The organism is Hydrogenovibrio sp., from assembly GCF_049975065.1.
Lineage (GTDB): Bacteria > Pseudomonadota > Gammaproteobacteria > Thiomicrospirales > Thiomicrospiraceae > Hydrogenovibrio.
In genome coordinates, this window is record NZ_JBNGDN010000048.1 from 1 (window position 1) to 14,678 (window position 14,678).

General features: G+C 51.1%; 13 protein-coding genes and 1 pseudogene. 11 read left to right on the forward strand and 3 right to left on the reverse strand.

Going from position 1 to position 14,678, the window contains the following annotated elements:
• The 3 genes and pseudogenes from gatB to gatC form a co-directional block, all read right to left on the reverse strand.
• Positions 1-341 (reverse strand): annotated as a pseudogene (gene gatB, locus ACP5D0_RS06815) (Asp-tRNA(Asn)/Glu-tRNA(Gln) amidotransferase subunit GatB); the annotation flags it as partial.
• Between the two features lie 14 nt (positions 342-355).
• Entirely contained in the window at positions 356-1,810 is a 1,455-nt protein-coding gene (gatA, locus tag ACP5D0_RS06820; protein WP_472364913.1) for an Asp-tRNA(Asn)/Glu-tRNA(Gln) amidotransferase subunit GatA, read from the reverse strand.
• A 27-nt stretch (positions 1,811-1,837) separates the two neighbouring features.
• Positions 1,838-2,125: an Asp-tRNA(Asn)/Glu-tRNA(Gln) amidotransferase subunit GatC gene (gene gatC, locus ACP5D0_RS06825; protein ID WP_472364914.1), complete on the reverse strand. Its 288-nt coding sequence runs from the start codon at positions 2,123-2,125 to the stop codon at positions 1,838-1,840.
• Between the two features lie 268 nt (positions 2,126-2,393).
• Here gatC and ACP5D0_RS06830 point away from each other — a divergent pair, with 268 nt between their 5' ends.
• The 11 genes from ACP5D0_RS06830 to hslO all read left to right on the forward strand — a co-directional run bounded on the left by ACP5D0_RS06830 (position 2,394) and on the right by hslO (position 14,628).
• Entirely contained in the window at positions 2,394-3,440 is a 1,047-nt protein-coding gene (locus ACP5D0_RS06830) for a rod shape-determining protein (protein WP_472364915.1), read from the forward strand.
• Positions 3,441-3,619: 179 nt separating this feature from the next.
• On the forward strand, positions 3,620-4,393 hold the full coding sequence (gene mreC, locus ACP5D0_RS06835) for a rod shape-determining protein MreC (protein ID WP_472364925.1): 774 nt from the start codon (positions 3,620-3,622) through the stop codon (positions 4,391-4,393).
• Entirely contained in the window at positions 4,383-4,886 is a 504-nt protein-coding gene (mreD, locus tag ACP5D0_RS06840) for a rod shape-determining protein MreD (RefSeq protein WP_472364916.1), read from the forward strand. The genes mreC and mreD overlap by 11 nt, the downstream gene beginning before the upstream one ends.
• Before the next feature lie 3 nt (positions 4,887-4,889).
• The gene (mrdA, locus tag ACP5D0_RS06845; protein WP_472364917.1) at positions 4,890-6,704 is read left to right on the forward strand and encodes a penicillin-binding protein 2; all 1,815 of its coding nucleotides are present in this window, start codon (positions 4,890-4,892) and stop codon (positions 6,702-6,704) included.
• Positions 6,694-7,824: a rod shape-determining protein RodA gene (gene rodA / locus ACP5D0_RS06850; protein ID WP_472364918.1), complete on the forward strand. Its 1,131-nt coding sequence runs from the start codon at positions 6,694-6,696 to the stop codon at positions 7,822-7,824. The genes mrdA and rodA overlap by 11 nt, the downstream gene beginning before the upstream one ends.
• A gap of 246 nt (positions 7,825-8,070) precedes the next feature.
• The gene (locus ACP5D0_RS06855; RefSeq protein ID WP_472364919.1) at positions 8,071-9,276 is read left to right on the forward strand and encodes a D-alanyl-D-alanine carboxypeptidase family protein; all 1,206 of its coding nucleotides are present in this window, start codon (positions 8,071-8,073) and stop codon (positions 9,274-9,276) included.
• Between the two features lie 150 nt (positions 9,277-9,426).
• Positions 9,427-9,711, forward strand: a complete 285-nt coding sequence (locus tag ACP5D0_RS06860; protein WP_472364920.1) for a YbeD family protein — start codon at positions 9,427-9,429, stop codon at positions 9,709-9,711.
• Positions 9,712-9,720: 9 nt separating this feature from the next.
• Positions 9,721-10,377, forward strand: coding sequence for a lipoyl(octanoyl) transferase LipB (lipB, locus tag ACP5D0_RS06865; protein WP_472364921.1), 657 nt, complete (start codon positions 9,721-9,723; stop codon positions 10,375-10,377).
• A gap of 113 nt (positions 10,378-10,490) precedes the next feature.
• Positions 10,491-11,513: a lipoyl synthase gene (gene lipA / locus ACP5D0_RS06870; protein WP_472364922.1), complete on the forward strand. Its 1,023-nt coding sequence runs from the start codon at positions 10,491-10,493 to the stop codon at positions 11,511-11,513.
• 213 nt (positions 11,514-11,726) lie between these two features.
• Positions 11,727-13,586, forward strand: a complete 1,860-nt coding sequence (locus ACP5D0_RS06875; protein WP_472364923.1) for an alpha/beta fold hydrolase — start codon at positions 11,727-11,729, stop codon at positions 13,584-13,586.
• Between the two features lie 178 nt (positions 13,587-13,764).
• Positions 13,765-14,628 (forward strand): Hsp33 family molecular chaperone HslO, encoded by an 864-nt coding sequence (gene hslO / locus ACP5D0_RS06880; RefSeq protein WP_472364924.1) that lies wholly within the window; start codon positions 13,765-13,767, stop codon positions 14,626-14,628.
• The last annotated feature ends 50 nt before the right edge of the window (positions 14,629-14,678 follow it).

The window sequence follows — 14,678 nt, forward strand, 5'->3', positions numbered from 1 at the left end:
GTTTCGCCATCCACTTCAATTTCCAAAAAACCGCCCTTATCGACGATGGGAAACGAAAACTGCGAGGTCTGATACCCTTTTGGCAGGTCTGGGTAAAAATAGTTTTTACGGTCAAACACCGAACGCCGACCGATTTCAGCGCCCAAAGCTAAGCCCAAGCGGATCGCTTTCGGAATCACCGCTTTATTCAAGACCGGCAACTGTCCCGGCATCCCCAAATCCAACAGGTTGGCTTGCGTGTTCGGCTGCGCACCATAGGCAATGGACGAGCCGGAAAAAATTTTTGTTTTGGTGGTTAATTGAGCGTGAATCTCTAAACCAATCACAACTTCCCAAGTCATTGTCCATTCCTTCCTTATTGATAATCCGCAGGCATTTGTTGATGCCAATCGGTATTTTGTTGATATTGGTGTGCCACTTTCAACAGCATCGGTTCACTGTGATACGGACCGACCAAGTGCAACCCAACCGGCAAACCGCCAGAAAAACCGGCCGGAACGGACATGGCCGGCATGCCGGCCAAGTTGACAGGAATGGTGTAAAGATCCGCCAGATACATACTGACCGGATCATCGGATTTTTCACCGATCTTAAAGGCCGGTGATGGGGCTACCGGCCCGACAATCACGTCACATTGCTCAAACGCTTTGACAAAATCGTCACGTACCATGCGGCGCAGCTTCTGGGCTTTCAAATAATAGGCATCGTAATAACCGGCCGACAAGGCATAAGCGCCCACCATAATACGGCGTTTCACTTCCGCACCAAACCCTTCGGAACGGGAACGCTTATACAAGTCCTCCAAATCCTGCGGATTCTCGCAACGATAACCGTAACGCACCCCGTCGAAACGCGACAAATTGGACGAGGCTTCCGCCGGTGCCAACACATAGTAAGACGGCACCGCCAAATCCTTGTTCGGCAGACTCACCTCGACAATTTTCGCTCCCAAGGCTTCCAACTGGGCAATGGCGTCTCGAATGGCTTTTTCCACACCCGCGTCCAAACCATCACCAAAATATTCTGCCGGAACACCGACTTTCAGGCCTTTGATGTCTTGCCCCAATTCGGCTTCAAAGTCCGGTCGGGTCATTTCGATGCTGGTGGAGTCTTTTTCATCAAAACCGGCCATGGCATTCAATAACCAAGCGGTTTCTTCAGCGGAACGCGCCATCGGCCCCGCCTGATCAAAACTGGAGGCGTAAGCGATCATGCCGTAGCGCGACACCGCGCCATAGGTGGGTTTAATGCCCGTCACGCCACAGAAAGACGCGGGTTGACGAATCGAGCCACCGGTATCGGAGCCGGTCGCCAAAGGTGCCAGGCCTGCCGCGACCGCAGAGGCTGACCCACCGGACGAACCGCCCGGTACGGTTTGCACATTCCAAGGGTTTTTTGTCGGTCCGTAATAACTGCTTTCGGAAGACGAGCCCATCGCAAACTCATCCATATTGGTTTTACCCAGAATTGGCATGCCTTCGGCTTTGAGTTTTGCCACAATGGTCGCATCATAAGGCGCAATAAAGTTATAGAGCATTTTCGAACCGCACGTCGTCCTGACGCCGTCGGTACAGAAAATATCTTTATGCGCCACCGGAATGCCGGTCAACAAGCCCCCTTTTCCAGCATCCAGCAACGCATCGGCCGCTTTAGCCATTTCCAACGCCAATTCCGGTGTCACCGTCACATAGGCATTCAGCTCCGCATCATAGCGTTCAATGCGGTCCAAATAATGTTGCGTCAATTCAACGCTGGTAATTTCACGTTTTTTGAGCTTGTCGCTCATTTCTTTAACAGATAAAGTGTGCATCTGAAGTCTGTCTCTTTTAGTCATCTTTTAGTCAATTACTTGCGGCACAAGGTACATGCCGTTTTCCGCGGCGGGTGCCAACGCTTGATATTTTTCATGCTGATCCACCTCGGTGACCACATCGTCACGCAAACGCTGCACCTGATCCAACGGATGCGACATGGGTTCGACCCCTTCGGTGTCCACCGCCTGCATTTGCGTGAAGATATCCAAAATACTGGACAATTTATCCGCCAAAGGCTGCATTTCCGACGCCTCCACCGAAATGGCCGCCAAGCGCGAAATGGACTCAACGTCCGTTTTATTCAATGACACAATTGACTCTCCAATAAAGCAAAATTGAAAACCTTACTAAATTACCACATTTCGAACTTTTCAAAAAGAGACGGTTCCGAGATAACCCAAAAATTCTGCGAGACGAGACACATCAAGCCTTTTTTATCCTGTGCTCAGTCCATTGGTAAATAAATCACTTTTCATCAGGCGTTTGGTATAGAATACGAACGTTATTTTTGGGTAAAAACGACCTAAGTATTTTCACGAGAAACCATTCCAAACTAGCTTTTATTAAGGATTTGCCTCAATGTTGCGTAAAATCATCGGACTCTTTTCCAACGACCTTTCCATTGACCTTGGTACCGCCAACACGCTCATCTACGTCAGAGGCAAAGGCATGGTTTTGAACGAGCCGTCGGTGGTGGCGATCATGAATAATCGCCACGGCTCCAACTCACGCTCCATTGTTGCCGTTGGTGAAGGCGCCAAGCAGATGCTGGGCAAGGAAAACCAGAAAATCCAGACCATCCGCCCGATGAAAGATGGCGTCATCGCCGACTTTGAAGTCACCGAAAAAATGCTGCAATCCTTTATCCGTAAAGTTCACGAAGCGCGTTTTTTCCAACCCAGCCCGCGCGTTCTGGTCTGTGTCCCCTGCGGCTCCACGCAAGTGGAACGCCGCGCGATTCGTGAATCCGCTGCCGGTGCCGGTGCGCGTGAAGTCTATTTGATTGAAGAACCCATGGCGGCGGCCATCGGTGCCGGCATGCCCGTCAGTGAAGCCACTGGTTCCATGGTGGTGGACATTGGCGGCGGCACCACCGAAGTCGCCACCTTATCTTTGAACGGTATTGTTTGGTCGGACTCGGTCAAAGTCGGCGGCGACCGCTTCGATGACGCCATTATCAAATATGTGCGTCGCAACTATGGCATGGTCATCGGCGAAGCCACGGCGGAAAAAATCAAAAAAGAGATCGGTACCGCCTATCACGAAATCGAACCGGATACCATGGAAGTGCATGGTGCCAATATCGCCGAATCGGTTCCAAGACGCTTTACCCTGAACAGCAACGAAATTCTAGAAGCGCTTCAAGAACCGCTTTCTGCCATTGTCAGCGCCGTGCGCACCGCATTGGAACACACCCCACCAGAACTGGGCGCCGACATTGCCGAACACGGCATTGTGCTGACTGGCGGCGGCGCCTTACTGCGCAATATCAACACCATGCTGTCTGAAGAAACCGGCATTCCGGTGATTATTGCAGACGACCCGCTGACTTGCGTCGCACGTGGCGGTGGACGCGCGCTGGAATTAATGGACGAAAAAGGCATTGACGTTTTTTCATTTGACTAAGATGACAGGCTTGACATGTTGTATTGTGACACCCCTTCCATTCTCGGATCTGAATCTGGTTTCAGCCGCTTTCTGATCCTTTCACAGCGCCTTCTGATTTCAAGGGGGCGGTCATCAATCTAAGCACCACCTCGCCGCAAAAAGAAGGCTCCCAATTTCTCGGTTTCTTTGTCCTCTGCATTGCGCTGATGGTCATGGATCATTACAGCCATTTTCTGACCCAATTTCGCAACGTTCTTCTGACCACCATCGAACCCATTGAACGCACCGCCATGCTGCCGCTGGACATTTATAACTGGATGCAGCAGGACTACACCAGCCTGAATCAGCTGAAAATTCAGAATCAAAAGCTGGAGACTGAAAACCTGCTGTTAAAAGCACAGCAACAGCAAATGACCAAACTAAAACTGGAAGTGGATCGACTGAATCGACTACTGGGCACCGCCAGTCAGTTGGATGCCTCCAAGATTCAAATTGCCAATGTGCTGGCCTACAGTCAAACCCCCTTTTCACAGTATTACACTTTAAACAAAGGCGCTTTGGACGATGTGAACATCAATCAAACGGTGATTGATGCTCAAGGTTTAATCGGAGTCATTACCTTCATGACCCCGACCACCAGTCGCGTACAGCTAATTACCGACCCGGAAATACAAGTACCGGTGCGCATTCAGCGCACTGGGCAGCGAGGCATTCTCAGTGGGCTGGGGCACGACCAACTCTCGCTGATGTTTATCCCCGACTCCAGCTCCGTCCGCATTGGGGATCTGCTGGAAACCTCAGGCCTGGGCAATATCTTTCCGGAGGGCTATCCGGTGGCTCGAATCTCGCAAATTCAACCCCTAAAAGACCAACCTTATTACAATATTGCCGCCGAGCCGCTTGCGGAACTGAACCGCTCTCAGAAGGTATTGATCCTGTCCAGCCAGATTGGAGAATTGGATGTCCGATAATGTATTTTCACTCAAATTCACCGACATTAAATGGATTGTCATCACCAGCTACCTAATCAGCATCATTATTGACAACACCCTGATACTCAGTCTTCAAATGGAAGGGATGCCCTATTTTACCGTACTCACACTGATGTTTTGGGTCACCCAAATTCTCAATAAAACCCACCTGATGACCGCTTTTTTACTGGGGCTGATGTTCGATGCATCGCTCAACACGCCGCTCGGCTCGCACAGCCTGATTTTCATCAGCCTGACGTTTCTCATGCTACGCTCCCGATTGCGCTTCAAAGGCTATCCGCTTTGGCAACAGTCGCTGATTATCGGCAGCTACTTTATGGTTTTTCAGGTCGTCAGTTGGTTTTTGTTTCACCCGGTACTCGAAGGGGATGCGCTCTACATCTTCTGGCTGGAGCCCCTGTGGGCGGCGCTGATCTGGCCTGTTTTTATGACGCTTTTACAACGTATTACCTATAAACTGGCTTTCCGTTGACCCATGACCAATGCGCCTTTTCAAACTGAAAACGAACACAACCACCAGAAAAAACTGTTTCGCAGTCGGCTTTACGTTGCCCTAGCGTTTACGCTGCTGCTGCTGGGGGCATTATTTGGACGCATGACGTATCTGCAATGGCATGGGTACGATCATTATTACTCCATGGCGGAAGGCAACCGCATTTCACTCGAACCGATTCCACCCGTGCGCGGTCGCATTTTCGACCGCAACCATCTTCTCATTGCCGACAACCAACCGGTCTTTGCACTCAAGTTCTCCACCGATAAAATCGAGAATATTGCCGACACCATGGCACGATTACACACAATTTTACCAGGCCTGAGCGAACAACGCTTAGCACGGTTTGAATCCCGTTTAAAAGTTTCCAGCAAACACCGACCGGTTTTCCTACCCTACACCCTGTCGGAAGCGGAAGCTGCGCGTTTTGCCGGCAACAGCTACCAGTTTCCCGGCATTACCCTCGTTGCCAAACTCAAACGCACCTACCCGTTTGGCTCGGCAGCGGTACATGCATTGGGGTATGTCGGCAAAATCAATCAAAACGAAGCCTCGCAGCTGGATGAAGCCCGCTATGCCGGAACCGACGTCATTGGCAAACTGGGCATTGAAAAATTCTACGAGTCCATCCTCCACGGTTACCCCGGACTGCAACAGGTGGAAACCAATGCGCGCGGGCGTGTTCTTCGCAAACTGGAAACGGTTCCCGCCAAGCCAGGTCAAGACATTCAACTGACCATCGACATTCGTTTACAGCAATACATTGAAAAATATCTTGGTGACAAAAAGGCCGCTGTGGTTGTCATGCAGCCGAAAACCGGTGACATTCTCGCTTACGTCAGTTCGCCGGGCTACGATCCAAACCTGTTTGTGGAAGGTATCAGTCAGAAAGATTATAAAGCCCTGCTGGAAAACCCCTATCGCCCGCTTGTCAACCGAGTACTCAACGGTCAATACCCTCCAGGCTCGACCATTAAGCCCTTTGTCGCCTTGACAGCCATTGAACGAAGCATTATTTCCCCCTACAAGAAAATCTACGATCCCGGCTACTTTGAGTACAAAAACCAACGTTACCGCGATTGGAAGCGCCAAGGGCACGGCCTAGTGGACATGAACGACGCCATTGTCCAGTCTTGCGACACCTACTTTTACGAACTCAGTCTCGATATGGGCATTGACATGATACACGACGGCCTTTACCCTTTCGGCTTCGGACACCGTACCGGCATTGATCAACACGATGAATCCATCGGCATCCTACCGTCCAAAGCTTGGAAAAAAAATACCCGCGGCGAGTCATGGTATAACGGCGAAACCATAATCGCCGCCATCGGACAGGGCTACTTTACCGCCACGCCATTACAACTGGCCAAATCCGCGGCGATTATGGCCAATCGAGGTGAGATCGTCGAACCGCACCTGCTGAAAGAGAAAGAAACTGCCCCCAAAAAACAAATCCCGATTGGTGACATCAAAAACTGGGATAAAGCCATCCAGTCCATGGTAAATGTGCTTCACCACCCACGCGGAACCGCTTACCAATATGCACGTGGACTGGATTTTGAAATGGCCGGAAAAACCGGCACCGCGCAAGTCTTCAGCCTAAACGAAGGCGAATATGATGAAGAAAACATCAAAAAAACCCTTCGCGATCATTCGCTATTTATCGGCTTTGCCCCTGCCGACAAACCGGAAGTCGCCATCAGCGTGATTATTGAAAACTCCACCTTAAAAGCGGCTCCGGTCGCCGTGGACATTATTAAATACTACCTTGCAGAACGCCATCATGAGAATTGAGTTACCGGCTAAAGAAAATGTGTACCGACAAAACAAAGGGTGGCTGGTCTCTCTGCATCTGGACGGCTGGTTACTGCTCGGCATTCTGACCTTAACCGCCATTGGCAGCATGGTCGTCTACAGTGCTTCGGGCGGCGACTTGGAAATTTTATCCAAACACCTGCTTAGGGTGACCTTTGCTTTCGGGTTGATGGTGTTCGTCGCTCAGATTCCGCCGAACATTTTGATGGTATACACCCCTTGGGTGTTTATGCTCGGGGCGCTGATGCTGGTGGCGGTACTGCTGTTCGGCGACTTCGGTAAGGGAGCCAAGCGTTGGCTGGATTTGGGCGTATTTCGATTCCAACCGTCAGAAATCTTGAAACTGGCGTTACCGATGATGCTGGCCTGGCTGTTTTCACACGAAACCCTACCGCCATCGACACGAAAAATGCTGGCGGGGCTCACCCTTGTCGCCTTCACATCCGGCCTGATCATTGTGCAGCCCGATCTGGGTACATCAATACTCATCGCCATGAGTGGCCTGTTTGTACTCTTTTTTGCCGGACTGTCTTGGCGCTTTATTTTTACCGCCACCGCCCTAGTGGCCGCCAGCCTACCGATTATTTGGCATTTTTATATGTACGAGTACCAAAAACAGCGGGTGCTAACGTTTTTCAACCCCGAATCCGACCCCCTGGGCACGGGCTACCACATTATTCAGTCGAAAATCGCCATCGGCTCTGGCGGCTTGGAGGGGAAAGGGTTTATGGGCAGCACCCAGGCACACCTGGATTTTCTCCCTGAAAGCACCACCGACTTTATTTTTTCCGTTCTGGCGGAGGAATTTGGGTTGTTTGGCGTGGCGATATTACTGCTGCTGTATTTATTCGTCATCGCTCGCGGTCTGTATATCGCTTCGCGCGCGCAGGACAACTTTGCCCGACTGACCGCCGCCAGCTTGATTATGACGCTTTTTGTCTATGTATTTGTCAATATTGGCATGGTCAGCGGCCTTCTGCCCGTGGTCGGTTTGCCCTTGCCACTGATGAGCTATGGCGGCACCTCACTGGTCACCTTAATGATCAGCTTTGGCATTTTGATGTCGATTCACACCCATAAACGCTTATTAACATCATGACAACTGAAATTCCCTAGCGTGTTCAACCGAGTTAGCCCAAGTTTTTCACAAATCCATGACACTATGAAAAGATGAGAGAAGGTGACAATAATCGTCATACTTGCCTCAGCCTTAGCCCCGCCTTTGGCTTTCGGTTTCAATACGTTTATGTTAAATTATCCAGCATGATTATGAATGCCACCATTGGATTCATTTATTACACCGAATACTTATTACACCTAAATTACCTGAGACTCTGATATTCCTATGATCAAAACAATCGGTTTTATTGTCACGTTTTTTTTATTGACACCGGTCTGGGCCGACACACCCAACACTGAAAGCACGCCTGAAACTCCGACAGCACTGCCGATGCCGCACGTGGTGCCTTCCCCGCCGAAAACCGCTGCGGAAGCGTATATTTTGATGGATTTTGACAGTGGTGAAATCATTGCCAGCGACAACCCGAATATGCAGGTGGAACCGGCGAGTTTAACCAAAATTATGACCGGCTATGTAGTCATTAACGAACTAAACAACGGCAACATCAGCATGGATGACATGGTCACCATCTCCTCCAAAGCCTGGAAAATGCCGGGTTCCAAAATGTTCATCGAAGTCGGCAAAAAAGTGTCCGTGGCCGACCTCATTAAGGGCATGGTCATTCAATCCGGTAACGACGCCAGCGTCGCCTTGGCCGAACACATTGCAGGCAGCGAAGAAGTCTTCGCCGAGCTGATGAACAAATACGCCCAGTCTTTGGGAATGACACAGACCCATTATCTGAATGCCACCGGTCTGCCCGACCCAGATCACTACACCACCGCAGCCGACCTCGCTAAGCTGACGCGCACCCTGATCCAAAAGTTCCCAGAAGAATACAAATGGTATGCGGAAAAAAAATTCACCTTTAACGGCATCACCCAATACAACCGCAACAAACTGCTGTGGCAAGACGCATCGGTGGATGGCCTCAAAACCGGACACACCGAGTCTGCTGGTTACTGCTTAGTCACCTCCGCCAAACGGGATGATATGCGACTCATTTCCGTTGTTTTGGGTGCTGACAGTGCCAAACAGCGTGTCCAAGAAAGTCAAAAACTGTTGAATTACGGCTTCCGTTTTTTTGAAACCCACAAGCTGTACAAAGCCGGTCAACGCCTCAATGACGCTCGCGTTTGGGAAGGCCAACAGGACACGGTCGGTCTCGGCTTGACTGAAGATTTGTACGTCACGGTGCCGCGCGGCCAATACAAAAATCTTAAAATCGAATCCACCGTCGAACCCAAAATCACCGCGCCGGTCTCGCAAGCACAATTGCTGGGGGAATTAACCATTTCACTCAACGACAAGGTACTGTTACAAAAACCTCTTGTGAGCCTAGCCCCCGTCGAAGAAGGTTCCTTTTTCAAAAAACTGCTGGATCAACTCAAGCTGATGTTTGACAGTCTGCTGCGTTTTCTGGGGTTCTGATTCACTCACTCAGCCGCTTTTGACCAGGTCTGGCGTTTTCACCAGGCCTGTTGAAACTGACCAGGCCTGGTAAAACACAACAAAGTCTGTGAAACGCCAGTCCGTTTGATGATATTAACCAGAAACCGATATTAACGAGAACAACCCAATATGACCGTTGATCTACACACCCCCGACAACGAATCCCTCATTGAATTCCCCTGCGACTACAAACTCAAAGCCATGGGACGCAACAGCGAAACACTGGTGGATACCGTTTACGACATCACCCGCAAGTATGCGCCGGATGTGATGCGCGACAATATTCACCTGAAAGACTCCAAAGGCGGCCGTTTTGTCTCGGTCAACATCACCTTTCACGCCACCAGCCTCAAGCAATTGCATGACATTTACGGGGAACTCAAACAGCACCCTGAAATTTTAATGACACTCTAAGCCGCTGCCATGGCCATTCAAATCCGCTGGCTTGGGCACCAACCCTACGACACCACTTTTCAGGCCATGCAAGCCTTTACCGACCAGCGCACGGAAGACACAAACGACGCTCTCTGGCTGGTCACCCATCCGTCGGTGTTTACTCAAGGTTTAAAGGGCGATGTCAAGCACCTTCACGCCGCCGCCGAGCAAAACGCCATTCCCATTATTCAGACGGATCGTGGCGGCCAGGTGACCTACCACGGCCCCGGTCAGGTTATTATTTACGTCCTGCTCGACCTCAAGCGCAACCGACTCGGTGTGCGTGCGCTGGTCAGCGCCATGGAAAATGCGATTATCCATTATCTGCGCACGCTCGGCATCCAGGCTCAGGCTCGATCAGATGCTCCCGGCGTTTATGTCAAGGGCGATAAAATCGCCTCGCTGGGGCTAAAAATCCGCAAACAGCGCAGCTACCACGGACTGGCGCTCAACGTGAACATGGATCTGCGTCCGTTTGATTGGATCACCCCCTGCGGCCTCAGCGGCATTCGCATGACCCAAGTGGCCGACCAGCTCACAGACCCCGCCCAGCTCCCCAGTGTGGAACATTGCCTCACTGACCTGAGTGACTGTTTACGCCATGAAATCGAAACCTGCTCGACCAACCCGACCCAGCGACCTTAGCCGTACTTTGCCAACCTACTTTGCCAACGTTCTGCTCCGTAGAATCTCAAGGGTTGTTCGAGGTGCCCCATTAAACGTTATAATACACGCCCCTTTAAAAAGAGTTTTGCATTATGAGCGCCCCCCAAACCCACGAAATTACGCTGGAATCGATTACCGGCCGACAAAAACACGCGGCACAACCCTCTCTGAAAACGCGTAATGAACAGATGTCCAAGGGCGAATACAAAACCAAGTCGCTCAAACATCGCCCGAACCCAGAGCAACCAAAACTGAAAAAACCCCATTGGATCAAGGCCAAGCTGCCCGCCGCTCGGCATATCGGCCGTGTCAAAGAGCTCAAACAGATTCTGCGCGAACAGGGATTGAACTCGGTGTGTGAAGAAGCCTCCTGCCCAAACCTGGGCGAGTGCTTCGGGCACGGCACCGCCACCTTTATGATTATGGGGCACATCTGCACCCGCAAATGCCCTTTCTGCGATGTCACTCATGGCCGACCGAATCCGTTGGACACCAGCGAACCACAACATTTGGCCGACACCATTGCCGCCATGCAGCTCAATTATGTGGTCATCACTTCCGTGGATCGCGACGACCTGCGCGATGGCGGAGCCGCCCATTTCCGCCAGTGCATTGATGCCATTCGCGCCACCACACCGGCGGTCAAAATTGAAACACTGGTGCCGGATTTTCGCGGCCGCCTCACCGTGGCGCTGGACACCCTCACGCAATCACCGCCGGATGTCCTGAACCATAACCTGGAAACCATTCCCCGCCTTTACGAAGAAGCCCGACCGGGTGCCGATTACCAAGCGTCTTTGGACCTGCTGCAACGCTTTAAAAACCAGCGTCCCGATACCATTACCAAATCGGGTCTCATGGTCGGTTTGGGTGAAGAAATGGACGAAATTCTCAATGTCATGCGCGATTTACGGGCACATGATGTGGAAATGCTCACCGTCGGTCAATACCTGCAACCCTCCGACTTCCACCTCGCCGTGAAACGCTACTGGACGCCAGACGAGTTTAAACAGCTGGAAGTGGCCGGACTGGAAATGGGCTTTACCCATGTCGCTTCTGGCCCGATGGTGCGCTCCTCCTATCACGCCGACTTGCAGGCGCAAGGGCAATTCTAATGTGGTTGTGAGCTGTGAATGACAAGGCTAATTTGAACGGAACATCGCTATTTTGAAACAACAACCATCCGCCAAACTGAAACCGAGTCACAAACACTTATCGCGCGTCTTGCAAAAACGCCCAAAGGTGTAAAAATTATTCACTATTTCAATGTTTTGCAAGTACACTATGTCAATTCGGTCAACCTGATCACTCTCTCAAGGGCAACTTACATGATGCGACGCATTTTAGTACTCAGCGCACTTCCGATTTTAATTTCTGGCTGTTTTTCCGACAGCAGCTCCAGTAGCGGCTCCGACCCGATGACGCGCTACACCCAGCAAACGCTCAACTGGCAGGCGTGCGACCCGGATCTCTTCAGTGACACCATCGGTTCCGAAATGGCGACAGAGGCGATTGAAGCCTTAGGCGATCGCCTGCAATGCACCCAAATGACCGTGCCCATGGATTACAATGCCGTTGATAAAGCGGATCTGGTGATTGCCGTCAGTCGCACGCGTGCCGCTGAACCGGCGCAACGTTTCGGCAATTTGTTTTTCAACCCAGGCGGTCCCGGCGGTGACGGCCTGTCGTATGCCGCCCTCTACGGAGAACTCTGGCAAAATGCCAATCCCGATAACCCGATTGGGGAACAACTCAAAACCCTGAACAACCGTTTTGATTTGATTGGGTTTTCACCGCGCGGCACCGGTTCCAGTACCAATCTCAACTGCAGTGGACAGGAAGTTTACAAACCCACCTCCACTCACACTGACAGTGACGACAACACCCAAAACCAACTCGATAACGCCAAGCTGGTCGCCCAAACCTGCTTGAAAAACCCCATGGCACGCTACATCAATACCGAGCAAACCGTGCGCGATATGGACTTGTTGCGTCAACTGCTCGGTGATGACAAACTTAATTTCATCGGCTATTCTTACGGCACCTGGCTTGGCAGCTGGTATGCCAGCCGTTTCCCCCAACACACCGGGCGAATGCTGCTGGACAGCAATATGAACTTCACCAGCACCTTTGATAAAGCCATCATTCGCAATGCCGCTGGGCGACAACGGCTGATAGACGACTACTGGGCACCCTTTGCCGCCGAACACAACGATGTTTTTTTACTCGGTGACACCACCGAAGCCGTGCGAGGCGTTTTTCCAAGGTTATCCATTCCCCAGCAAGATTTGTTCACCTTGGTCGTCGCTGAACGCATTGGCAATAGCAGCACTGCCATCATAAATCTTTTTTTGTTACGAATACACCAAGTATTGAACAGTTTAATTCAACAAAACCCAGATGCCGACCCGACTACTTTGCGTGAATTGGTGGCAACCACCGATTTTCTCCCAAACCCAGAGAACAACCTTCAGGCAAGAATAGATGCGAATAAAATAATTGATCAGCTCTCCAATGAAAATGAAGAAAGTGATGAAAATGCGCCTGAACCTGATCGCATTTATTTGAAACCTTCTTCCGCCACCTATACAACGGTTATCTGCAACGACACCCCCAGTAACCCCGACCCACAATTTTGGATCGACACTGGAAAACAACAGTTACGCGAATATCCTTTCTTCGGCAACGATGTGACAGAACAACCCTGCCTTTACTGGGGTGGCCCGAGTGTGACCAAGCCAAATATTCAGGCCGCCAACACCACCGAAGCGGGGATTCTGATGCTGCAAAGCGAATACGATCCTTTAACGCCCATTGCGGGGGCGAAAGAAGCCTTCAGTCACTTGACCCATGCCCGCTTTATTACCGTAAACCATGAATCCAATCATGGTCTTTTCCCTTACGGAACAGAATGTGTGGATCTCACGGTGGCGCAGTACTTCAATGACGGCCTGTTGCCGGACGCACTCATGCAAACCTGCGAAGGCAAAGGCTGGCCACCGATTGACGAAGACGACGATGTGTCCGACACACAGGACTCCAAAAGCAGCAAATCGCCCAAAAACGCAGTACAGACCGACATTTATTTGAACCCGGAGCGCGCCCATCAACTTCTGGAGGCCATTAAATCCGGCATCGGCGCCCAGGCCAATCCGCGCGAAGATACGCCTGCCACCGAGCTGCGTTAATCACGTCATCACGCTCTATCCTGTCGGCGGTCAGCCTCACTGACCGCTTTTTCAGTGCGCCTTCTCATTAAACCCAAACGACTGTAATAAGGTCAATATCAGGTCAACATCAGGTCAATGTCATTTGATTCGATATTCAGGGTAAAATAACCGCTTTTTATTTTGAAGGATGCTTACCATGCACGACGCTGTACAACGTTTTTTATTCAAACACCTCAATATTCGCGGCCAGCACCTGCAAATTGACCAGGCCTGGCAAAAAATGATTGAAGACCGTCACTACACCCCACCTCTCACACGCGTACTGGGCGAACTCACCGCCATCACCGTCATGCTGGCCAATGGCCTGAAACACCCCGGCAAGGTCACGCTGCAAGTGCAAGGCAAAGGGCCGGTCAACCTACTGGTGGTCGAGGCCACCCATGACCTGAAAATTCGCGGTGTCGCCAAAACCAACGCCACCCTAACCACGGAAACCACCTTAGATGAACTGCTGGGCAACGGGCAAATACTCGTCACCCTGGAAAACACCCAAACCAATCATATTTTTCAATCCTATGTGCCGCGCGAAGCCGACAGCATAGCCGAATCGTTTGAAACCTTTCTCAGTCAATCCGAACAGCAGCCCTCGAAACTCTGGCTCGCCGCCAGTAAAGACGGCATCGGCGGCGTTATGATCCAAAAAATGCCCACCACGGACGCTCAGGACGAAGACGGCTGGGATCGCATCTATAGCCTCACCGATACGGTTCGCGATGACGAACTGATCCAGCTCGACGCGCAAACATTGTTACATCGTTTATTTCACGAAGAAACCGTTGAACTCTTTGAAGCGCAAAGCATTGAATACGAATGCCCGCAAGACCGATCACGAGTGGAAGAAATGCTGTTATCACTGGGCGAGGAAGAAGCCCGTAAAATTCTCGAAGAACAAGGGGAAATCGTGGTGCACAACGAAATCTGCAACTACCACATCCGCCTCAATCAAGACGACATCGACCGACTGTTCGCCACTGAAAACACCGCAACAACCCAGTCATAACACAAAGACACCAAATCTCCAGGCCTGGCGAAATTGCCCAGACCTGGGGA

Coding starts and splice junctions, on each gene's coding strand:
- gatA (WP_472364913.1), bottom strand. CDS start 1,810: ATGCACACTTTATCTGTTAAAGAAATGAGCGACAAGCTCAAAAAACGT.
- ACP5D0_RS06830 (WP_472364915.1), top strand. CDS start 2,394: ATGTTGCGTAAAATCATCGGACTCTTTTCCAACGACCTTTCCATTGAC.
- mreD (WP_472364916.1), top strand. CDS start 4,383: ATGTCCGATAATGTATTTTCACTCAAATTCACCGACATTAAATGGATT.
- mrdA (WP_472364917.1), top strand. CDS start 4,890: ATGACCAATGCGCCTTTTCAAACTGAAAACGAACACAACCACCAGAAA.
- rodA (WP_472364918.1), top strand. CDS start 6,694: ATGAGAATTGAGTTACCGGCTAAAGAAAATGTGTACCGACAAAACAAA.
- ACP5D0_RS06855 (WP_472364919.1), top strand. CDS start 8,071: ATGATCAAAACAATCGGTTTTATTGTCACGTTTTTTTTATTGACACCG.
- ACP5D0_RS06860 (WP_472364920.1), top strand. CDS start 9,427: ATGACCGTTGATCTACACACCCCCGACAACGAATCCCTCATTGAATTC.
- lipB (WP_472364921.1), top strand. CDS start 9,721: ATGGCCATTCAAATCCGCTGGCTTGGGCACCAACCCTACGACACCACT.
- lipA (WP_472364922.1), top strand. CDS start 10,491: ATGAGCGCCCCCCAAACCCACGAAATTACGCTGGAATCGATTACCGGC.
- ACP5D0_RS06875 (WP_472364923.1), top strand. CDS start 11,727: ATGATGCGACGCATTTTAGTACTCAGCGCACTTCCGATTTTAATTTCT.
- hslO (WP_472364924.1), top strand. CDS start 13,765: ATGCACGACGCTGTACAACGTTTTTTATTCAAACACCTCAATATTCGC.